The organism is Nocardia tenerifensis NBRC 101015 (genome assembly GCF_000308715.1).
Lineage (GTDB): Bacteria > Actinomycetota > Actinomycetes > Mycobacteriales > Mycobacteriaceae > Nocardia > Nocardia tenerifensis.
The window spans coordinates 1-19,724 of sequence record NZ_BAGH01000421.1 but is presented as its reverse complement, the minus strand read 5'-3'; the positions used below and the strand labels follow the sequence as shown (position 1 = coordinate 19,724).

At 67.5% G+C, this 19,724-nt stretch carries 19 protein-coding genes; 11 read left to right on the top strand and 8 right to left on the bottom strand.

The genetic code is table 11. The features are described from left to right. Nucleotides 1–223 (bottom strand): DUF6764 family protein (locus tag ON39_RS33505; protein ID WP_040740212.1); only part of this gene is annotated, 223 nt, incomplete at its 3' end. A 196-nt stretch (nucleotides 224–419) separates the two neighbouring features. On the opposite strand from ON39_RS33505, the gene lppU reads away from it, so the two are divergent. Beyond that, the gene (gene lppU / locus ON39_RS33500) at nucleotides 420–1,040 is read left to right on the top strand and encodes an LppU family putative lipoprotein (protein WP_051187444.1); all 621 of its coding nucleotides are present in this window, start codon (nucleotides 420–422) and stop codon (nucleotides 1,038–1,040) included. A gap of 60 nt (nucleotides 1,041–1,100) precedes the next feature. Further along, on the top strand, nucleotides 1,101–2,573 hold the full coding sequence (locus ON39_RS33495; RefSeq protein WP_040740210.1) for a DHA2 family efflux MFS transporter permease subunit: 1,473 nt from the start codon (nucleotides 1,101–1,103) through the stop codon (nucleotides 2,571–2,573). Nucleotides 2,574–2,630: 57 nt separating this feature from the next. On the opposite strand, the gene ON39_RS33490 is transcribed toward ON39_RS33495, so the two are convergent. Continuing rightward, nucleotides 2,631–3,305, bottom strand: coding sequence for a chymotrypsin family serine protease (locus ON39_RS33490; protein WP_040740208.1), 675 nt, complete (start codon nucleotides 3,303–3,305; stop codon nucleotides 2,631–2,633). Nucleotides 3,306–3,865: 560 nt separating this feature from the next. On the opposite strand from ON39_RS33490, the gene ON39_RS33485 reads away from it, so the two are divergent. The 9 genes from ON39_RS33485 to ON39_RS33445 all read left to right on the top strand — a co-directional run bounded on the left by ON39_RS33485 (nucleotide 3,866) and on the right by ON39_RS33445 (nucleotide 13,390). Beyond that, nucleotides 3,866–4,684, top strand: coding sequence for an MlaE family ABC transporter permease (locus ON39_RS33485; protein WP_174412598.1), 819 nt, complete (start codon nucleotides 3,866–3,868; stop codon nucleotides 4,682–4,684). Continuing rightward, nucleotides 4,685–5,548, top strand: a complete 864-nt coding sequence (locus ON39_RS33480; protein ID WP_040740205.1) for an ABC transporter permease — start codon at nucleotides 4,685–4,687, stop codon at nucleotides 5,546–5,548. Nucleotides 5,549–5,554: 6 nt separating this feature from the next. Continuing rightward, complete coding sequence (locus ON39_RS33475; RefSeq protein WP_040740203.1) at nucleotides 5,555–7,030, top strand: MlaD family protein; 1,476 nt, start codon at nucleotides 5,555–5,557, stop codon at nucleotides 7,028–7,030. Then, on the top strand, nucleotides 7,027–8,070 hold the full coding sequence (locus tag ON39_RS33470) for an MCE family protein (protein ID WP_040740201.1): 1,044 nt from the start codon (nucleotides 7,027–7,029) through the stop codon (nucleotides 8,068–8,070). The genes ON39_RS33475 and ON39_RS33470 overlap by 4 nt, the downstream gene beginning before the upstream one ends. Next, nucleotides 8,070–9,068 (top strand): MCE family protein, encoded by a 999-nt coding sequence (locus tag ON39_RS33465; protein WP_040740199.1) that lies wholly within the window; start codon nucleotides 8,070–8,072, stop codon nucleotides 9,066–9,068. Before ON39_RS33470 ends, ON39_RS33465 begins: the two co-directional genes overlap by 1 nt. Further along, nucleotides 9,065–10,174, top strand: coding sequence for an MlaD family protein (locus ON39_RS33460; protein ID WP_040740198.1), 1,110 nt, complete (start codon nucleotides 9,065–9,067; stop codon nucleotides 10,172–10,174). The genes ON39_RS33465 and ON39_RS33460 overlap by 4 nt, the downstream gene beginning before the upstream one ends. A gap of 8 nt (nucleotides 10,175–10,182) precedes the next feature. Further along, the gene (locus ON39_RS33455; RefSeq protein WP_040740213.1) at nucleotides 10,183–11,274 is read left to right on the top strand and encodes an MCE family protein; all 1,092 of its coding nucleotides are present in this window, start codon (nucleotides 10,183–10,185) and stop codon (nucleotides 11,272–11,274) included. Continuing rightward, the gene (locus ON39_RS33450; protein ID WP_040740196.1) at nucleotides 11,271–12,443 is read left to right on the top strand and encodes an MlaD family protein; all 1,173 of its coding nucleotides are present in this window, start codon (nucleotides 11,271–11,273) and stop codon (nucleotides 12,441–12,443) included. The genes ON39_RS33455 and ON39_RS33450 overlap by 4 nt, the downstream gene beginning before the upstream one ends. 131 nt (nucleotides 12,444–12,574) lie before the next feature. Then, complete coding sequence (locus tag ON39_RS33445; protein WP_040740195.1) at nucleotides 12,575–13,390, top strand: hypothetical protein; 816 nt, start codon at nucleotides 12,575–12,577, stop codon at nucleotides 13,388–13,390. A gap of 79 nt (nucleotides 13,391–13,469) precedes the next feature. Here ON39_RS33445 and ON39_RS33440 read toward each other — a convergent pair whose 3' ends face one another. The 6 genes from ON39_RS33440 to ON39_RS33415 all read right to left on the bottom strand — a co-directional run bounded on the left by ON39_RS33440 (nucleotide 13,470) and on the right by ON39_RS33415 (nucleotide 19,471). Continuing rightward, complete coding sequence (locus ON39_RS33440) at nucleotides 13,470–14,042, bottom strand: ribonuclease H family protein (protein WP_040740194.1); 573 nt, start codon at nucleotides 14,040–14,042, stop codon at nucleotides 13,470–13,472. A 10-nt stretch (nucleotides 14,043–14,052) separates the two neighbouring features. Further along, nucleotides 14,053–14,523 (bottom strand): SRPBCC family protein, encoded by a 471-nt coding sequence (locus tag ON39_RS33435; RefSeq protein WP_040740192.1) that lies wholly within the window; start codon nucleotides 14,521–14,523, stop codon nucleotides 14,053–14,055. A 230-nt stretch (nucleotides 14,524–14,753) separates the two neighbouring features. Then, nucleotides 14,754–15,944, bottom strand: a complete 1,191-nt coding sequence (lhgD, locus tag ON39_RS33430; protein ID WP_040740191.1) for an L-2-hydroxyglutarate dehydrogenase — start codon at nucleotides 15,942–15,944, stop codon at nucleotides 14,754–14,756. A 22-nt stretch (nucleotides 15,945–15,966) separates the two neighbouring features. Continuing rightward, the gene (locus tag ON39_RS33425) at nucleotides 15,967–16,722 is read right to left on the bottom strand and encodes a hypothetical protein (RefSeq protein WP_040740189.1); all 756 of its coding nucleotides are present in this window, start codon (nucleotides 16,720–16,722) and stop codon (nucleotides 15,967–15,969) included. 413 nt (nucleotides 16,723–17,135) lie between these two features. After that, nucleotides 17,136–17,927, bottom strand: a complete 792-nt coding sequence (locus ON39_RS33420; RefSeq protein WP_040740188.1) for a TIGR03084 family metal-binding protein — start codon at nucleotides 17,925–17,927, stop codon at nucleotides 17,136–17,138. 188 nt (nucleotides 17,928–18,115) lie between these two features. Beyond that, complete coding sequence (locus tag ON39_RS33415) at nucleotides 18,116–19,471, bottom strand: DUF445 domain-containing protein (RefSeq protein WP_040740187.1); 1,356 nt, start codon at nucleotides 19,469–19,471, stop codon at nucleotides 18,116–18,118. Nucleotides 19,472–19,724 lie beyond the last annotated feature (253 nt).

The following is a 19,724-nucleotide window of genomic DNA, read 5'->3' as shown; positions in this document are numbered from 1 at the left end:
CCGCGCCGGTGGCGTTCGCGTAGCCGACGCCGTCGATGCCGAGCGATCGGGCCTGCCCGCGCAGGTCGGTGACGGCGCGACACGCGGTGCGCCCGTCGATGACCGTGATGTCGGTTCCGTTCGCCGAGGTGCAGTGCGCATCGGTAGCTGATGCCACGGCGGGCAACCAGAGAGGGGTGACCACCGCGGCGGCCGAGCAGACGATCACGCTGATCAGCTTCACCGGCGACTCCTCTCGAACTCTGAAACCCCACTGTACTCAGATCAGTTGCTGCGGCCGCGCTTCCACGGTCGAGTCGACGTGTGCGCGGTCGATGGTGTATGCATGGCGTGTATTCGCAAGCACAGCTATATTTTCTATACTTCGGATTCTTACGGGGGCGTGAGTTCGGAGCGTGACAGCTCGGGAGGACTGTTTCGTGTCTGGTCAACTGACCTGGGGTCGTGTCGTGTTCACGACATTCGTCGCGGCGGCCGCGCTCGCGCTGGTCGGCTGTAGTTCCACCGTCAGCGGTCACGCGCAGCCCGAGGTGAACAACGGCACCATCAACGCGGTCTCTATCACCAGCACGCCGAAGCCGTCGTCGGGCAGGCCCACCAGCGGCAAGCCGACGCCGACGAGCAAGGGCGGCAACACCGACTTCCAGGCCAACGAGGGCGACTGCGTCACGCTCGGCGGCACCACCTCCAACGCCACCATCGCGAAGGCGTCGTGCGGCAGCCGCGCGGCGAACTACAAGGTGATCGGCAAGGCGCCCAAGAGTTCACAGTGCGTGGGCGACGCCGACAACTACTACGCCGAGACCCTCAACGGCATCGAGCAGGGCGCGTACTGCCTCGACATCGACTGGGTCGTCGGCGGCTGCATGGACGTCGGCGGGGACGACCCCAAGCGGATCGACTGCGTCGGCGCGTCGCCGGTCAAGGGCGTCAAGGTGGTCAAGCGAGTGGACAACGCCGACGACGTGAACGTCTGCGGCAGCGGCACGGGATACGTCTACGAGCAGCGCCACTTCGTCGTCTGCGTGCAGGAGCTGTGACACTTTCCGCCCAGAGGTGAACTCCCCGGAGATCGGGCGTCCGGCGGCTAAGTTGGGCCGGTGAGCGCGACTGATCTTCCCCGGCTGAAATCCGCCACCGGACGCTGGATTCTGCTGGCGACCATCCTCGGCTCCTCGGTGGCCTCGCTCGACGCGACCGTCGTGAACATCGCGTTGCCCCGGATCGGGGAGTCGCTGGACACCGACGTGGCCGGGCTGCAATGGACGTTGAACGGGTACACGCTGACCCTGGCCTCGTTCATTCTGCTCGGCGGCTCACTCGGCGACCGTCTCGGCCGGCGCAAGGTGTTCGTCTGGGGCACCATCGGTTTCGCGCTGGCCTCTGTGCTGTGCGGCGCGGCCGTGAACATCGAGATGCTGGTGTTCGCGCGCATCCTGCAGGGTGTCGCGGGGGCCATGCTGACGCCCGGCAGTCTCGCGCTGATCTCCTCGTCCATCGATCGGCGCGATCAGGGCGCGGCGATCGGCCTGTGGTCGGGCTTCGGCGGGGTGGCGGGCGCGCTCGGGCCGTTCCTCGGCGGCTGGCTGATCGAGCTGGCCGGCTGGCGCTCGATCTTCTTCATCAATGTGCCGCTCACCCTGATCGTGGTGCTCGTCGCGCTGAAACACGTGCCGGAGAGCCATGATCCGAATGCCACGACCCGGCTGGACGTGCCGGGCGCCCTGGTGGTCGCGCTCGCGCTGGGCGCGCTGACCTTCGGTTTGATCGAGACCATGCCGCTGTTGAGCGTGGCTGGCGTGCTGCTGCTGGCCGCGTTCGTAGTAATAGAGATGCGCAGCGACCACGCCCTCGTTCCGCCGGTCTTGTTCGCCTCCCGCGTCTTCACCGCCGCGAACCTGGTGACCCTGGCGGTGTATGCGGCTTTAGGCGGCGTCTTCTTCCTTCTCATCCTGGAATTGCAACTGGTGGCCGGGTATTCACCGCTGATGTCGGGGGTGGCGACGGTCCCGATCACCCTGATCATGCTGGTGCTCTCGGCCCCCGCCGGACGCTGGGCGCAGGTGCACGGCCCGCGCATCCCGATGACGGCGGGTCCGTTGCTGGCCGCGGTCGGACTGGTGCTGCTGCTGCGGATCGGGCCGGACACCGTGTACCTCACCGATGTGCTGCCCGGGGTGCTCGTCTTCGGATTCGGGCTCGCGGCACTGGTCGCCCCGCTCACCGGCGCCGTGCTCGGCGCGGTGCCGTCCAGCGAGGCGGGCATCGCCTCGGGGGTGAACAACGCCGTCGCGCGCACCGCGCAGTTGCTCGCGGTCGCGGCCCTGCCCGGCCTCGCCGGAATCTCCGGGGCACTGGGCGATCCAGTCGCCTTCCACCATGGCTTCGGCACCGCCATGTGGATCTGCGTCGGCCTGCTGCTGGCGGGCGCGGTGCTGGCGGCGGCCCTGTTGCGCCCACCGCGGCACACCCCGGTCATGGACAGCGTCGACTGTCTTCCGCAGTGCGCCGCCGCGGGCGGTCCCGCGCTGGCTCCCCTCGCGTCGGAAACGCCTGCCGCCAAAGAAAAATGAGCGGGCGCCGGGCCCGCTCATCTTTCGACTGCATTCAGTTTTCGCGCTGCGTCCGGATCAGATGGGCAGGAACCCCGCACCGACGCCGCCGCGGGCGTTGATGTCGTCCATGATCGCGCTCATGTTGGTGCCGACCTCGGGGCCGAAGCAGGCCAGGGCGAGGTAGGCGTTCACCATGCCGACCAGGGTGGTGCCGACGACGACAGGCGCGCCGGAATCGCCCTCCACCACGCACATCTGGCTCCAGGTCTCCATGTTCGACCCGAAGACGTCGCCCCAGCTGATACCGCAGGTGTTGCCGGTGGTCCGGCCCTCCTTGCACACGATCATCGGGAACGCCGCCGGCGCGCCGAGGCCGGTGATGGTGACGTTGCCGACCCGGTTCACCGGGACGATCCGGCCCGGCTCGAATTGGATGACGGCGTAGTCGAGATCGTGGTTGGAGTAGACGAACCGGCCGATCACGCCTGCGCCGCGGTTGGATTCAGCGAAAACCTCTGCCCCTGGATCACCGCAGTGGCCCGCGGTCAGGCCGACGAGCCGCCCCGCGTTGTCGTGACCGACGGTGGTGACGGTGCATTCGAATTGGTTGTCGATGATGATGCCGGAACCGCCGCCCACGACCGGCGGGCCCGGCTCGGCCTGAGCGGCCCCCGCGCCCGTCCCGAGTAGCGCCGCACCGAGGGCTACGGCGAAGGCGGCATTGGCCACCTTGGCGAGTTTGCTGAACATGTCCCTCCAGACGTCGGAAGCCCGCACGATATCAATCTGTCGCACCCATCGTGGCAGGATTCGGGTCCGGGCGCGTCATCTACTAGGGGTGTCCGACGCGGGCGAGCCTTAACCCCATTTTCGACATAAGAGCCATTTTGTCTCTTATTCGTAATAATAGCGACAAGCTATGGAAATGGGTGTTGTCCGGTTCCTGTTTGTACTCGAACAGTAGTACAGCTCGCCGCCTTTGGGGTCGCAAACAATTGCTATTTTGAATGAATTCGTTCCGTATAAAGCAGTGCGATGATCGTCTGTGGGCGGCCGATTCGCCCAGCTGAGCTGTAACTTGGACCAGAACATCTACCCCGCGTTTTGGGCTGTGACCCAATGTCGGAAGGCTTCGCCACTGCTTTTAGACCGCAGTGACCGAGGTCTATGACTGCAATCACAGGAGGGTGGTGTGTTCTGGCTTACTACGTAGTAAGGTGCGTCAAGCAAACAAGTCGTCGGGGCAGCCAACCGGCGTCGAGAGGGGTTAGCCAGTGCAGTCGACCAAGAGTCCGCCAACGGGATCTCGGATGAGTGATGCGGTCGATTGGACCAAGGGTTACTGGGCGGATCACCCGAAGGCCTCGCTGGAGACCTTCGGCCGTCAGATCACCATGGGGATCGCGGCGGTGGCCGAACTGTTCGTCGCCATCTTCCGGCGGCGCTTCCCCTTCAACGAGTTCGTGCGCCAGTGCGCGTTCATGGCCAGCGTGTCGGCGGCGCCGACGCTGCTGGTCGCCGTGCCGATCGGGGTGATCGTCTCCATCCAGGTCGGCTCGATCGCCGGGCAGGTCGGCGCGACCTCGTTCATCGGCGCGGCCAACGGCCTCGGCATCATTCAGCAGGGCGCTCCCCTCGTCACCTCGCTGATGATCGCCGGCGCCGTCGGCTCCGCGGTGTGCGCCGACCTCGGCTCCCGCACCATCCGGGAGGAGATCGACGCCATGAAGGTGATGGGCGTGGATCCGATGCGCAGGCTGGTTGCCCCCCGGCTCGGCGCGGCCATGCTGGTCAGTGTGTTGCTGTGCGGATTCGTCGTTTTCGTCGGATTCCTGACCGGTTACATCTTCAATATTTTCGCGCAGAACGGTACGCCCGGTTCCTACATCGGCACGTTCTCGTCGTTCGCGGTTACTACCGATCTCCTTGTCGCCCTTGTCAAATCGCTGATTTTCGGTCTGCTCGCCGCAATCATCGCCTGCGACAACGGTTTGAACGCCCGCGGTGGCCCCGGTGGCGTGGCCAACGCGGTGAATTCCGCGGTGGTGAGTTCCGCCATCATGTTGTTCGGCGTGAATCTCGTCATCACCCAGGTGTACAACGCGCTGTTCCCGTCACAGGTGGTCTGAGTGTCGTCGACATATGTTCCCCCGCTGCTGCGGCCGTTCCAGCAGCTACGCAAAACCGCGAACGCGCCGGTCGATCTGCTCGCCAGGCTGGGCCATCAGGTGTTCTTCCTGCTGCGCTCCATCGGCTCGATCCCGTTGGCGCTCAAGCACTATCCCAAGGAAGTGTGGCGGCTGCTCTCCGACGTCACCTGGGGCAACGGGAACCTGGTCGTCGGCGGCGGCACCATCGGCGTCGTGGTCATCCTCAGCGCGTTCGGCGGGATGACCGTCGGCATCCAGGGCTACAACTCGCTGAACCTGCTCGGCCTCAGCCCGATCACCGGCGCCATCTCCGCGTTCGCCACCACCCGTGAGCTCGGCCCGCTGCTCGCGACGATCGCCTTCGCCGCCCAGGCGGGCTGCCGGTTCACCGCGCAGCTCGGCGCCATGCGCATCTCCGAGGAGATCGACGCGCTCGAGTCGATCGCGATCCGCCCGCTGCCCTACCTGATCAGCACCAGGATGTTCGCGGCCATGGTCGCCATCATCCCGCTGTACTGCCTGGGCCTGGCCATGGCCTACATCTCCTGCTCGCTGACCGTGCAGCTGATCGGCGGCACCGCGAGCGGCACCTACCAGCACTACTTCTATCAATTCCTGGTGCCGACGGACGTGATCTACTCGTTGCTCAAAGCGATCCTGTTCGTCGCGATCACCACGTTCATCCAGTGCTACTACGGCTTCTTCGCCTCGGGCGGTCCCGAGGGCGTCGGCGTCGCGGCCGGGCGGGCGATCAAGGTGTGCATCATCGCGGTCGTCTTCGCGAACCTGTTCATGACTTTGGCGATCTGGGGCATCAACCCCGGCATCAGGATCTCGGGGTAGCACCAGATGATCATCGATCCCAGTGGGCGTGGACCCACCATGCGTCAGTTGCTCTTCGCCGGCGCGGCGGGCCTGATCGTGCTCGCGCTCGTCCTCGGCTTTCTGACGGCGCGGTACCAGGGCTACTTCGTCGAGAAGGTGAACGTCACGGCGAACCTCACCACCACCGGCGACGGGCTGCCCGCGCAGGCCGACGTCAAGTTCCGCGGCGTGCTCGTCGGCGCGGTCAAGGACGTCGAGGTCGCCGCGAAGGGCGAGCTGCAGAAGGTGCGGATCGAGGTGAAGCCGGAGTTCGCCAAGGGCGTCCCGGCCAACGTCACCGCCAGGGTGGTGCCGAGCAACCTGTTCGCCGTCACCTCGGTGGAGCTCGTCTTCAACGGACCGGCCGATCAGTACCTGCACGAGGGCTCGGTCATCGAGGAGGACCGCAGCAAAGGCACTCTCGCGCTGCAGGACACGCTCACCACGGTGCGCAACATCCTCGACCGGATCGACCCGGTGCAGTTCGGCCGCGTGCTCGGCACGCTGTCCCAGGCCCTCGACGGCAGCGGCCGGATGCCGGGCTCGACCGTCGATCGGTTCGATCGCTGGCTGCAATCGGTCGATGACTCCATCCCGAACCTCGGCGTGCTGCTCGGCGACTTCTCCAGCTCGTTCCACGCGCTGAACGAATCCTCGCCGGAGCTGCTCGACGTGCTCGGCACCTCCGTGCAGACCGCGCGCACCATCGCCGACCGGCGCAGTGAGCTCGTCGCGCTGATCACCGGCACGGGCGGCACGGTCGACACCGTGAACGACCTGTTCGCCCGCAACGGCGACATCGGCAAGCAGGTCACCACGGGCACCAGCGACATGTTCGGCGCGGTGGCCGCCGACCCCACCGCGATCACCCGGGCGATCCTGAATCTCAGCGAGATGACCCGACGGATGGACTCCACCTTCACCTGGGGCCCGCAGCAACAGCAGCGCTGGAACGCGGGCATCACCCTCACCCCGTACAAGCCGTACACGGTGGCCGACTGCCCCCGCTACGGCGAGCTGGCCGGGCCGAGCTGCGCCACCGCCCCCGCGGTGAACGAGCTGCCGCCGCTGCCGGAGAACCTGCGGCCGAAGGCGCTCGAGTCGGCGGCCGGACTGCCGCCGGTGGCGCCGATGCCCGGTCTGCCCCTGATCCCCGGCGTCACCATGCCGGACGCACGGCCGGTCGAGGGTCTCGTGCCGGGCGCGCCGCGTCCGTTCGCGGGCACTCCGCTGGAGGGTCTGTTCCCGATGCTGCCCGGCCTCGGTCAACCGCAGGCCCCCGCGCCTGCCCCGGCCGCCGCGCCCGCGGGCACGCCGTCCGCGGGTGAGATCTCCTACCGTGGCGACGAGGCGATCCCCGCCCTGCTCGGCCGTCAACCGACTACCGCCGAATATCTGCTGCTGAGCTCGATTTTGAAGGGCGGGACCATGCATGTGGCCGGAAATCGGGTGAGTCGATGAGCATACGTAAGCCTCTGATCGGCTTCGGGATCTTCGCGATCGTCTCGGTGCTCGTCACGGTCGTCGTGTGGAATACGTTGGCGCGCATCGTCGACGGTGACACCAACACCTACTCGGCGACCTTCTCCGACGTGCTCGGCCTGCACGAGGGCGACGACGTCCGGATGGCGGGCGTGCGGGTCGGCAAGATCGACAAGATCGAGCTGACCAGGGACGCGAAGTCCAAGAAGCAAGTCGCCAAGGTGACCTTCGTCGTGCAGCGGGATCAAACCCTCTATGACGACACCAAAGCCCTTGTCCGCTACCAGAACCTGATCGGCCAGCGGTATGTGGCGCTGGCGCCGGGCAAGTCGTCCAGCCCGGCGCAGCTGAAGAACAACGCGTCGATCCCGCTGGAGCGCACCGAGCCGTCGTTCGACGTCTCGGGCCTGCTCAACGGTTTTCAGCCGCTGTTCCAGGCGTTGCAGCCCGAGCAGGTGAACCGGCTCTCGGAGACGTTCATCCAGGCCCTGCAGGGCGACGGAGTCTCGTTGAGCGCGTTCATCGTTCAGGCCGCCCAGCTGGCCACCGACTTCCAGCGGCGCGACGCGATCCTGTCCGACGTGATCGCCAACCTCTCCGGCGTGATGTCGGGGTTGGCCAGACGAGGTGATGAATTGGAGACCCTGGTGACCCAGACCCGGGCCTTGATCGGCGGGTTGTACGAGCAGGGCCAGTCGCTGCAGAGTTCGACGGTGCAGATCGCCGACGCGACCAGTTCGCTGGTCGACATGATGGGCAAGATCCAGCCGAAGCTGCAGGCCGCCCAGAACTCCACCAGCGCCGCGCTGACCCTGCTGCTCGCCAACGGCGCCAAGCTGGACCAGGCCGCGATCGACCTGCCCCACGTCATCTCGGCGGCCGGCCGGCACACCTCCGAGGGCGGCTACGCCAACGCCTACCTGTGCGGCCTGGACGTCTCGCTCTACGGCGTGCTGTTCCCGCGCGGTCTGTTCTCGCAGATCGGTGGCACCTCGCACTCGGCGGTGTGCCGCCCATGATGACGAAGATGAAGCAACGCTTCGCCGCCAATCGATACTTCTGGCTCGGCATCATCGGCGGCGCCCTGATCGTGGTGCTGCTGCTCGCGTCGAGCCTGGTCAAGCTGGTCGGCGTCGGGGAGCAGACGGTCAAGGCCGAGTTCGTGCAGGCCGCAGGTATCAAGGTCGGCGACCGGGTCAACGTCGCGGGCGTGACCAGCGGCCGGGTGGACGGCGCGAAGCTCGAGGGTGACCACGTGTTGCTGACGCTCAGCGTCGACAACGGTGTGAAGCTCGGTCCCGACGCGCACGCCACCATCAAGATGGCCACGCTGCTCGGCGCCCGGTACGTCGACCTCGACCCCGGCGACGGCTCCGGTCTGAAGGGCGGCCGAATCCCGAAGTCCAACACCTCGGTTCCGTACAACCTGGCCGACGTGGTGCAGGAGGGCACGCCGAAGTTCGAGGCGCTCGACACCAAGAAGCTGTCCGGGTCGCTGAACCTGATCAATCAGCAGATGGGCGACTCGCCGCAGCTGATCGCGCAGGCGCTGGACAGCGTCGGCGCGCTGGCCAAGGTGATGGACACCCGCAAGACCGAGGTCGACAGCCTGCTCAAGGATCTGAACCGGGTCACCCAGATCCTCGGCGACAACCGCAACAGCGTGCTGCTGGTGATCACCCAGGGCGAGGCCATCGCCAACCGGGTGATGGAACGTCAGGCGCTGCTGCGCCAGCTGCTCGACAATGTCGCGTCGCTGACCAAGCAGCTGCAGGAGATCGGCGCCCAGAACGACAATCAGCTCGGCCCGACCATCCAGCAGCTGAACACGATGTCCGAGGGTCTGCAGAAGAACAAGGAGAACCTGGACCGCCTGCTGTCGCTGATGCCGCCGACGGTGCGCTACCTCGCGAACTCCTGGGGTGGCAACGGACCGTACGGCAGCGTCGGGCTGCCGTGGCTCTTCCCGGACAACTGGTTGTGCTTCGCTCAAGTCGTAGAGGGGTGCCAGGGATGACCTTCCCCAAGGCCGCCAAGGTACGGACCATCGCCAAGACGCTCATGGTCGGCGCCGCCGCGTTGAGCGTCGGCAGCTGCTCGCTGGTGCCGAGCTCGGTGCACAACGCGCTCGGCCAGACCATCCAGATCACCGCGGACTTCGAGAACATCGCGGGCATCTTCGAGGGCAACCCGATCACCGTGCTCGGGCTCGACGTCGGCAAGGTCGAGAAGATCGTGCCGAAGGGCACCTTCGTCGAGGTGCACATGTCGATCAACAACGACGTGAAGATCCCGAAAGACGCGATGGCCGCGATCATCTCGCCGTCCATCGTCACCGACCGGCACGTCGAACTCACCCCCGTCTACACCGCGGGCGACACCCTGCCCGACGGCGCGCACCTGCCGCTGGCCAAGACCAAGACGCCGGTCGAGCTCGACACGATGATCAAGACCATCGATCAGTTCGCCGCGGCGCTCAAGCCGGAGCCGGGGACCGAGGGCGTCGGCCCGCTGTCGGGCCGGGTGCTGTACCCGATGCTGAACGGCAACGGCGAGAAGATGCGCGACACCCTCAACGCGCTGTCCGGCGCGCTGAAGGTCGGCGTCGACAACAAGGACGCGGTCTCCAACATCATCATCAAGCTCAACGAGCTGACCACGATGCTGGCCGACAACGACCAGTCGGTGCGCGACTTCAGCAACCGGATGACGCAGATGACCGGCCTGCTCGCCGAGCAGGCCCCCGGCCTGGAGGCGACGCTGAAGCAGATCAACGACTTCCTCGCCAACACCAGCACCACCCTGGTGCAGTACCAGGACCAGCTGGGCGGCAGCCTCTCCGGCCTGACCAACGTCACCCAGCAGCTGCGCGACAACGCCTACGGCCTCACCGAGATCGTCGACGTGGCGCCGATGGTTTTCCAGAACGTCGACCGGATCATGAACCGCGAGCAGGGCTACGTCCGGCTGAGCGCGCTGATCGGCACGGCGCTCAGCGGGGAGCTGGTGAGTCTGTTCTGTGAGCGACTGCAGATGCGGGCCGACGGCTGCCGAACCGGAAGTATGCAGGACTTCGGGCCCGACTACGGTCTGACCGCGGCGCTGCTCGGACTGACGAAATGACGTACCGAATGACGATCAAGGCACGCCGCGCGCTGATCGCCGTCGCCGCGGTGGCAGGCGTGGGCGTCACCTCCGGCTGCGGTCTCACGGTGGAGAAGCTCCCGCTGCCCAAGCCGGGCGTCTCCGGCGAGACCTACACCGTGCACGCGGTGTTCGAGAACGCGCTGAACCTGCCCGACCAGGCGAAGGTGAAGATCGGCGGCTCCGATGTCGGGGTGGTCTCCAATATCAGGACCAAGAACTTCCAGGCCGTCGTCGACCTGACCATCAGCAAGAACATCGAGCTGCCCAAGGACAGCACCGCCGAGCTGCGCCAGGCGACACCGCTCGGCGACGTGTTCGTCGCGGTGTCCAAGCCGAAGACCGAGCCGGGCGCGGCCATGCTGCACGACGGCGACACCCTCGGTCTGGATCGCACCTCCGCGGGCGCGACCGTCGAGCAGCTGCTGATCTCGGTGTCCATGCTGTTCAACGGCGGCGGCGTCGCCAGCCTCAGCAAGCTGACCTCCGAGCTGGACTCGATCGTCGGCGGCCGCGGCGGCCAGCTGTCGCACCTGATCACCGAGATGACCGGCGTGGTCGGCAGTTTGAACGACAACAGCGCCAAGGTCGACGGCGTGCTCAACGAGTTCAGCGCGCTGGCCAACACCATCGAGGCCCGCCGCGGCGAGCTCGGCCAGGTGGCCGACACGCTGCCGCAGATGATCGGCGCGATCGCCGAGAACAACCGGGCCATCGGCGATCTGCTCACCAAGGTGTCGACCACCAGCGCCGCGCTGGGCGACTACGCGAACACCTCCAGCGACCAGCTGGCCAGCCTGCTCGACAACACCCATCAGCTGATGGACGCCCTGGCCAACACCGGCGACAACCTCGGCATCCTGCTCGATCGACTGCGGGTGATCCGGCCCAAGGTGGACGCGACCTTCCGCGGCAAGAGCTTCGCCGTCTACGCCACCGCGACCAACCTCGACATCAGCGCGCTGACCGACCCGCAGCACGGCGGGCTGCAGGACCTGCGCGACCTCCAGGACTTCACGGGCAGCCTGCTCCAAGTGCTGCAGATCGTGCAGAACCGAGTGCAGGGGGGCCACCGATGATGGCGAAACTGATGCAGCACAAGCTGGTTCTGTCGACCATCGGGCTCGTGCTGGTCTTCGTGGTCGGCGCCGCCTACCTGATGATCAGTGTCATGCGGGTGAATCCGCTGAAGTCCAGCTACACCGTCACGGTGAACCTGGACCGTTCGGGCGGGCTGCAGCCGGGCAACGACGTGACCCTGCGCGGCTACCGGGTCGGCAAGGTGACCTCGATAAAGCTGACCGACCGCGGGCAGGCCATCGCCGCGGCGGCCGAGATCGACACCAAGTACAAGATCCCCGTCGACACGGCGATCTCAGTGCAGGCGCTGTCCGGCGCGGGCGAGCAGTACATCGACTTCCGGCCCGGCAGCGATCACGCGCCGTTCCTCGGAGACGGCGCGGTCATCGAGTTCGACGCGGACAAGATCAAGACGCCGACCCCGATCTGGTCGGTGCTGGACAACTCCAGCGCTCTCATCGCGCAGATCGACCCGGACAAGTTCGGCGTGATCCTGCGTGAGCTGGACACCGCGCTCAGCGGCGGCCCGGATCAGCTGCGCGGCATGGTGAACGGCATCAGCCTGGCCATGGCCGGCTTCGACAACTTGCTGCCGCAGACCACGAACCTGATCGCCAACCTGCGCACCATCGCGAACACGACCTCCAACGCCCAGCCCGACCTCGGCACCCTCACCCGCAACTCCGGCGTGTTGTTCGACCAGTTCAACAAGGCCAACACCGAGCTGCAGGGCGTCCTCGAGCGGGCGCCGGGACAGCTGACCAGTCTCGGCGCGGTGATCGACAAGACGAGCGATCCGATCACGAGCCTGGCGGCCAACTTCGCGGCGATGACCAAGGCCGCGCAGCTGCGCCTGCCCGCGCTGCGCGCGCTGTTCCCCTCGCTCGCCCTCGGCGCCGACGCGCTCGGGGTGCCGGCGCACGACGGTGAGTTCCACGCGATCATCGATATCTGGCCCCGGCCGTACTGCACGTACAACACGCCGCAGATACGCAACGAGGTCGTCCAGGACGGCTCGATTCCCAAGTGGAACTACTGTGAGAATCCGCCTCCTGGCAGTGAGATTCGCGGTGCGGCCAACGCGCCGCGCCCCGATGTGCCGAACAACGGCGCGCACATGCCGCCGGGTGTGGATCCGAACGAACGGACCCTGCCCCCGGTACGGTGAGTCGCCCCGGTCCCGCGGCGAAACCGTGGGTCCGGGCATACTCGCCGAGACAACGCGTACGGTTCGCCCGAGATGCGGGCCCGTCAGTCGATCGGTGCGCCCGCGCGCCGGGAAAGTGCAGGTTTGTATCGATGTCCACCGACGACGCCGACACCAACAAAGACGCCCAGACCCCAGCGGACACCTCGGTGACCGGGGGCGGCGCTACGGAGCAGGCCGAGGGCGCCGCCGCGGCGAAGCCAGAGCTGTCCAAGGGCGCCACCGCGTCGCCGAAGGCGGATGAGAAGGTTCCCGCCGAGGCGACCGAGGCCGCTGATCCCGGTAAGGGCAGCTCGGCCAAGGCGGGCCGGTCCACCTCGGCGCCGCTGATCGCCGCGTTCGTGGCCGGCGTGCTCGCGGTGGCGGCGATCACCGCGCTCGTGGTGTTCTTCCTGCAGGGCAAGGACCGCGGCGACAAGCTCGACGCGATCCGGGACTCGACCCAGGCCGGCTGCACCTTCGGCAAGGACGTCTCGGTCTACGACTACAGCAAGAACCTCGACGACTACTTCACCAAGGTGAAGTCCGGGGCGAGCGGCGAGTTCCTCAAGGAGTTCGACGACGCGACCAAGGCGCTCAAGGACGCGATGGTGCAGGCCCAGGTGAAGTCCTGGGTCGATGATGTGCAGTGTGGTTACCAATCCGGTGACAAGAACGAGGCGAAGGTTCTGGTCACGCTCACGAACTACCGGACCAACTTCACCCAGACGACGCCGGAGCGGCAGTTCGTCGTCGTGGTCGCGCAGCTGACCAAGTCCGGCGACAAGTGGCTGGTCGAGAAGCTCGATTCGCCGATGCTCAAGGGCGCGGGCACCGGCCTGCCCGGCGCGCCGACCGCCCCCGCCCCCGGTGCACCGGGCGCCACCCCGGGTGCGCCGGCCCCGACCGACCAGCAGGCTCCGCGCTAGCGAGCGCCGGGCGCCTCCGGCGGTGGGCCGAGCCACCACCGCCGGAGGTCTTTCGGGCGGTCGGTCTCTCGCCGACGGATCAGAACAGCGTTAAAGCCTGCGGCGCCGACGGCGCGGCCGCCTTCCCCGCGGCCTGGTCGATCGGCGCTTCCGGCGCCGCCGGCGTTTCCTCCACAGTCACCGCGGGGATCTCCGCGGTGTTCGCCTCGGCGACGGCCGCGCACGCGGCGGCCTTCCGAGCCGCTTCACCGGCAAGCGCGTCGGCCTGCTCGTTGAAGTAGTTGCCGACATGTCCACGGACCCAACGGAACCGGACCGGGCCCGGCCTACTGGCGATCGCCTTGTCGATCTGCCGGATGAGTTCGACGTTCTTCACAGCGCCGCCGGTCGAGGTGCGCCAGCCGTTGAGCCGCCAGCTGGAGATCCACTCCGACGCGCACTTGATCGCGTAGAGCGAGTCGCTCTCGATCAGCAGAGGTTCCGAACCGGGATGGGCGAGAATCGCCTCCAGTACCGCGCGTAGCTCCGCGACCTGATTGGTGCCGGACGCCGCTCCGCCGCTGTGCGAGGAGCCCTGATGATTGACCCAAGCCCAGCCGATGGCGCCGCCGGGATTGCGGAGGCAGGATCCGTCGGTGCTCACGATGATCATGGCTGGCACCCTACGCAATCCGACCGACAAGATCGGTACCGTGGAATTCTTCTATCTCCCTTCGCAATTGGGACTCGGTGCGGCGGAGCGCCGATTTCACGGCGGAATCCACCAGACCGGCGCAGAGCCGCCCGAGCACACCGCGCGGGGGGCAGTACCGCGCCTCGGACGTCAGCACCGACCGCCCGTATCCGAGCGGATCGAAGCGCAGCGTCAGGGTCCCGGACAAACGCCCACGCAGCGTATACCCGATCACCACGTTGCGGCGATACTCGGTGACCTCGCATGTCATCGTGGAGCGCCAGAGGCCTAATCGCGCGGTGGTCGTGAAGGTCGCGCCGATCCCCGAGTCGAGCTCGCCCGCCGGCTCGAAGTCGGCGACCGCGAACATCCAGTCCGGCACGAACAGATGGTTGTCCGTGTAGGTGAAGGCCACCTCGACCGGTGCGCCGACGTCACTCGCGTACTTGATGTAGCCCATGGGCTCTCCCCTGCTAGATCGACGGGCTGAACCGTCCTGGCGTGGTACGCGAGCTGCCTCCTCCTGGTCGGTGGCTCACGGCGCTGGGTCCCACGACTGGCGTTAAAAGTACTACAGAAATCCTCTTTATTGGAGGGGATGCACGAGATTCGGTGAGCCGGGTTTCCACATTGCTACCGGACGGTTGCTTGGTTGTTCGCGGTACGTGCCAGCCTCTTCGGCCCATATGTTCAGAGTTGATCGACGATGTACTCCGCGATCGGCATGGCCGAGGTGGCCGCGGGCGAGGGCGCGTTGAGGACGTGCACCGAGCGCGGCGTGCGCTCGATCATGAAGTCGTGCACCAACGTTCCGTCGCGCAGCACCGCCTGAGCGCGGATGCCCGCCTCCCGTGGCCGCAGATCGGCAAGGGTCAGTTCGGGACAGTAGCGCCGGCACTCGGCCAGGTAGCCGCGCTTGAACAGCGAGTTGCGCAGTTCGCGCACGCCGGTGCGCACGTTCGCCAGCGCCACCCGGTGCACGCCGGGGAAGCCGAGGATCGCCCGCGCGTCCGCGAGGTCGACGCTGCCCTTGCGGTAGCCCTCCCTGGACAGTCCGAGTACCGCGTTCGGGCCGACGGTCAGCGCGCCGTCGATGGTCGGACTCAGATGCACCCCGAGGAAGGGCAGCGCGGGATCGGGGATCGGATAGATCAGCGTGCGCACCAGCCCGGCCCGCTCCGGCGGCAACTGGTAGTACTCGCCGCGGAACGGGACGATCCGAAAGTCGTTGCGCAGCCCGGCCATTCGCGCCAGCCGATCGGCCTGCAGGCCCGCGCACACCACCAGCGTCCGCGCCGTCCACGATCCGGCGGGTCCCGCCGCGGTGACCGAGGCGTCGGACTCGGCGAGCGAGGTGACCTCGGCGTCGAATACCAGCCGCCCGCCCGCCGCCCGCACCTCGTCGGCGAGCGCGGTCGTGATCGCGGTGTAGTCGACGATGCCGGTGTCCGGCACGAACAGCGCGCCGACACCGGACACCCGCGGCTCGCGCCTGCGCAGCTCGGCGGCGTCGAGCAGCTCGACCTGCACGCCGTTGGTGACCGAGCGCTCGTGCAGGGCCAGCATCCTGCGGTGCTCGGCCGCGTCGGTGGCGACCAGCAGCTTGCCGCACACCTCGAACGGAATGCCTTGTGCCGCAGCGAACTCCTTGGTCCAGCGCGCCCCTCGGCGGCACAGCCGCGCCTTCAGACTGTCCGGCGGGTAGTAGATACCGGAGTGGATCACCCCGCTGTTGTGCCCGGTCTGATGGGTGGCCAGGGCACCCGCCTTCTCCAGCAGGACGAGGGTCGCACCCGGGTGGCGTCGCAGGATTCGATGCGCCGTCGCCACCCCGACGATGCCACCGCCGATCACGCAGAAGTCGTACGTACTGTCCGGCATATCGAGAACAGTAGGCCGAGAGTCACACCGCCAGTGTCGGTTCCGAATCCGTCGGCTCGGGAGTGGAGGCCTGGCTCGGTGTGGGCACCTGGTTCGGCGTGGGGGCCTGGTTCGGTGTGGATGCCTGATTCGGCGGGGAGGCGCGGTTCGGCGCGGGCCGCGGCTTCGGGGCCGGGGTCCGGTTGAGGTGCAGATCGTGGTCGCCGAGCGACGGGTCGGTCAGCAGGAGCACCACTTCGCCGGTGCGCGTGTCGAATTCGGTGCGCAGCCGGGTGCCGCTCGCGGGCTCGGGGTGCGTCTGCTGGTTGCCGGTCAGCACGTCGAGCGCGTTGGTGCCGACGGTGATCGCGACCGTACCGGTCCCCGCGCCGGCCACCTCGGCGTCGACGTAGGCGTCGCCGAGCCGCAGGTTCGCACCGACGGTCTCGCGGTGCGGCGCGGGAGCCGATGCCGGCCGCTGAAGCGGCGCCACGGCCGGAAAGGCTTGTGGATCAACCGGTTTCGGGCTCGTCGCGACGAGTCCGCGCGCGGGTCGCGGCGATACCGCCGGTAGCTCGAAGTGTCCGCCGGTCAGCATGGTGTCTACCCACGCGGTCTCACCGCTGGGCTCCTCGATCGCCCGCGCGGGCGGCACGGCGGGTTCGCCGGACACCCGGTCGAGGTCGGCCATCTGACGCACCACGTAGGAACCGGCGACCACGGTAAGACTGAGGCTGGCGACACCCGCGAGGACGATCGCGGCGTGTCGAGCGATCTGAGCATGCTTCTTTTCGATCACGATGCGTTCCTTCCCTCCGCCCCTGCTCCCCCTGGCAGCCCGGCCCGCATCGTTGAAAGCCGTACGGTTGTCCAGGTTACGGCGGGGGCCGGGTGGGTATCGCGTCGGAGAGATCAGAATCACACCGCGGGCCGGGTCGTCGTAACAAACGCCGATCCGCGGAGTCGTTGATGTTTCCAACACCTCGCGGGCGGGTAAACAAACCTCTAGCTGGCGAGCGTCATCCTCGACTGCCACATCGAGACACCCGGCCAATGGCGTCCGGCCGACACGAACGGCGCACCCAAGTGTGGCGCTCGCCCGCTCCCGAAACTATTGGATCGGGTCGGGTGTCGACGACGGCCGGATGTACGCATCCGGCCGTCGTTGCCGTCTCAGGGGAGCCGACCCGATCTCGAACGCAGCGGCCCGGCTCAGGCGAACTGACCCGCGGCCCGGCCCGCTCCCGTCGGTCCCGCGAAAGCCTGTGCGAGAGTGAGCCACTCGGCCGCGTCCGGGCCGACCGTCGTGAGCGCGAGATCGCCGGGGTGGCGGCGCTGGGTCACCAGCAGGCAGAAATCCAGGGCGGGTCCGGTCACGCTCTGCTCGGCGTCCTCGGGACCCCAGGTCCAGGCTGCGCCGTCGGGGGCGATCAGCTCGACGCGGAATTCGGCTGCGGGCGGGGTCTTTCCGTGCACGGAGTAGGCGAAGTTCCTGGTGCGCACGCCGATGTGGGCCACCGTACGCAGCCGCGCGGTGGGGGTGCGGGTGACGCCGACGGTGTCGGCCACGTCCTGGCCGTGCGCCCAGGTCTCCATGATGCGGGCCGAGATCATCGAGGCCGCGCTCATCGGCGGCCCGAACCAGGGCAGTCTGCTGCCCGCCGGCACGCCGCGCAGCGCCGCGGTGAGCGTCTTGCGGCCGCGGTGCCAGCGATCGAGCAGGTCCGCGGGCGGCACGGTCGCGGCCTCCTCGGCGGCCTCGTCGACGAACGTCAGTGCGCGCGGCCCGGCCTCGATCACCAGGCGCTGGAACTCGTCGCCGTCGGCGGCGGCGAGCGTCGCGACCTCGTCGGTCCAGGCCAGATGCCCGATTTGGTGGGCGATGGTCCAGCCCGGCGCGGGGGTGGCGAGCGACCAGTCGGCCGCGGGCAGCGGGGTGACGATTCGTTCCAGGTCCGCGCACTCGTCGGCGAAATCCTGGAGCAGCGCTTCGAGGTCAGCCATCTGTTCCCTGTCTAATCGCGGCGCCCGCGGCCGCTTTCGTGGTCACGCGGGCGGCGCCCACGGGCCTCGACGCGCACGCCGTGGTACCGATCGGTGGCACGTGTGCCCTCGCCGGTTCAGCATCGCAGCGGCCACAGAAAAATGCAAGCATGCGTGCTTGTATTTTGATCGGCCGGGTCGAAGCTCGTCTACCAGCCGAAAAGGATCAGATGCGAGGCGCCGACCACCAGTCCGAGCACCGCGCCGTGCAGGTACAGCAGCCACGCGTCCTGCTCGACCGACGCGTAGAACATCTCCATGAACTCCCCCGGCGTCAGCTGCCGAAGCTTGCGCGCCGCGAACACGTCGATGGTCTTGGCCTGCTCCAGCGTGAACTCCTCGTCCTCCACCAGGCTCGGCGCCAACCCGACGGCGGCGCCGGCCGCACCCGCCTTGAGGTTGTCGAACTGCCTGCGGCCGAGGGCGGCGCGCACCAACGAGGTGGTCGGGCCGAGCTGGCGGTGGATCTCGTCGGAGATGAGCCGCTCCAGCAGATGCCGGGTCTTGTCGCCGTTGGGCCCGTCGAGCAGCTCCCGCGACAGGTTCGGCAGGGTGAGCACCTGATAGGCCAGGATGTGCGCGAGGTCGGTCGCCGCCTGCGGCTGCCGCTTGGCCAGCAGCGCCTGCTGCCACAGGTACTTGTACCAGGGCTGCGGATCGCCCGGCTCGAACACCATCTTGACCGCGATGACGTTGACGAGCACCCCGATCGTCGCCGAGGCGAGCAGCACGATCACCCAGCCCGGCACCCAGCCGAGCACCGGAATCTGATGGTGCACATGCATATACAGCGCCAGCAGCAGGCCGAACGGCGCGCCGAGCAGGCCGATCCTGACCATGAAGCGCAGCTCCGGCGCCGCGATCGTGGTGGTCAGATCCTTGAGGATGCCCGGGTTGTCCTGCAGGTAGCGGATGACGAAGCTCTTGATGTCGATGAGCTGGTCGACGTTGTCGCCGAGCGAGGCGAACGCACGCCGTGACAGCGCAGGCATCTCCCGATCAACCCGCTGGTAGATGATCTGCTTGGCCGCGCGCGGCACTGTCCGCCACAGGTCCGGGTTCTCCCGGCTCATCAGCTCGTCGACCAGCGGTTGCACCTGCTTCCGGGCGAGCACCGCGACGTAGTCGGCGATGCCGTCCAGGTCGAGTTCGTGGATGAAGTCGCGCGGGCTGCCGATCCGCATCAGCGCCTTGTCCACGCAGATGCTGGCCATCTTCTCCGCCCGCGCCGGAATGAACCCCTGAAATCCGAGCCTGCGCCCGTCGCCGGAGAAGGTGGGCAGCACCTGCACCCGGCGCGGGAAGTACGGATAGAGCAGGTGCAGTCCCGGGATGCGGACGCCGCGAAATCGTTCCGGCCAGAACAACATCAGCACGCCGGTCCAGTTGGTCAGCCAGCCGGCCAGCGCGCTGAAGATCGGGAACGTCACCAGATCGACCACGAACTTGGACTGGCCCGTCAGCTCTTCCCAATCGATGAACACGCCGGCGGCGAGCGAACTCATCGATGGATCTCCCTAGGCCGAACCGGCGGAACCGCCGGTATGAGGTATCAAGGCCCCCACATTGTCATTGCCCCGGAGCGAGTGTCAACGCGGCTACCATGGGCGCGCCCGAGCTGGACCGGGCGTGAGCATGACATCCGTTTCGCGCGGTCACCGACCGCCGACGTCGCAGGAGGTCGCGTGTCCGAAAAGCCAGTATCCGACGACCGGGACGAGGACGCCGCGCGGGTGAGCCGTCGCCACGTGATGGGGA

What these genes read in the sequence shown, in the direction of transcription:
- ON39_RS33460 (WP_040740198.1), top strand. Translation starts at nt 9,065, where the DNA reads ATGACCTTCCCCAAGGCCGCCAAGGTACGGACCATCGCCAAGACGCTC.
- ON39_RS33455 (WP_040740213.1), top strand. Translation starts at nt 10,183, where the DNA reads ATGACGATCAAGGCACGCCGCGCGCTGATCGCCGTCGCCGCGGTGGCA.
- ON39_RS33435 (WP_040740192.1), bottom strand. Translation starts at nt 14,523, where the DNA reads ATGGGCTACATCAAGTACGCGAGTGACGTCGGCGCACCGGTCGAGGTG.
- ON39_RS33420 (WP_040740188.1), bottom strand. Translation starts at nt 17,927, where the DNA reads ATGGCTGACCTCGAAGCGCTGCTCCAGGATTTCGCCGACGAGTGCGCG.
- ON39_RS33475 (WP_040740203.1), top strand. Translation starts at nt 5,555, where the DNA reads ATGATCATCGATCCCAGTGGGCGTGGACCCACCATGCGTCAGTTGCTC.
- ON39_RS33465 (WP_040740199.1), top strand. Translation starts at nt 8,070, where the DNA reads ATGACGAAGATGAAGCAACGCTTCGCCGCCAATCGATACTTCTGGCTC.
- lhgD (WP_040740191.1), bottom strand. Translation starts at nt 15,944, where the DNA reads ATGCCGGACAGTACGTACGACTTCTGCGTGATCGGCGGTGGCATCGTC.
- ON39_RS33490 (WP_040740208.1), bottom strand. Translation starts at nt 3,305, where the DNA reads ATGTTCAGCAAACTCGCCAAGGTGGCCAATGCCGCCTTCGCCGTAGCC.
- ON39_RS33415 (WP_040740187.1), bottom strand. Translation starts at nt 19,471, where the DNA reads ATGAGTTCGCTCGCCGCCGGCGTGTTCATCGATTGGGAAGAGCTGACG.
- ON39_RS33470 (WP_040740201.1), top strand. Translation starts at nt 7,027, where the DNA reads ATGAGCATACGTAAGCCTCTGATCGGCTTCGGGATCTTCGCGATCGTC.
- ON39_RS33440 (WP_040740194.1), bottom strand. Translation starts at nt 14,042, where the DNA reads ATGATCATCGTGAGCACCGACGGATCCTGCCTCCGCAATCCCGGCGGC.
- ON39_RS33445 (WP_040740195.1), top strand. Translation starts at nt 12,575, where the DNA reads ATGTCCACCGACGACGCCGACACCAACAAAGACGCCCAGACCCCAGCG.
- ON39_RS33485 (WP_174412598.1), top strand. Translation starts at nt 3,866, where the DNA reads ATGAGTGATGCGGTCGATTGGACCAAGGGTTACTGGGCGGATCACCCG.
- ON39_RS33450 (WP_040740196.1), top strand. Translation starts at nt 11,271, where the DNA reads ATGATGGCGAAACTGATGCAGCACAAGCTGGTTCTGTCGACCATCGGG.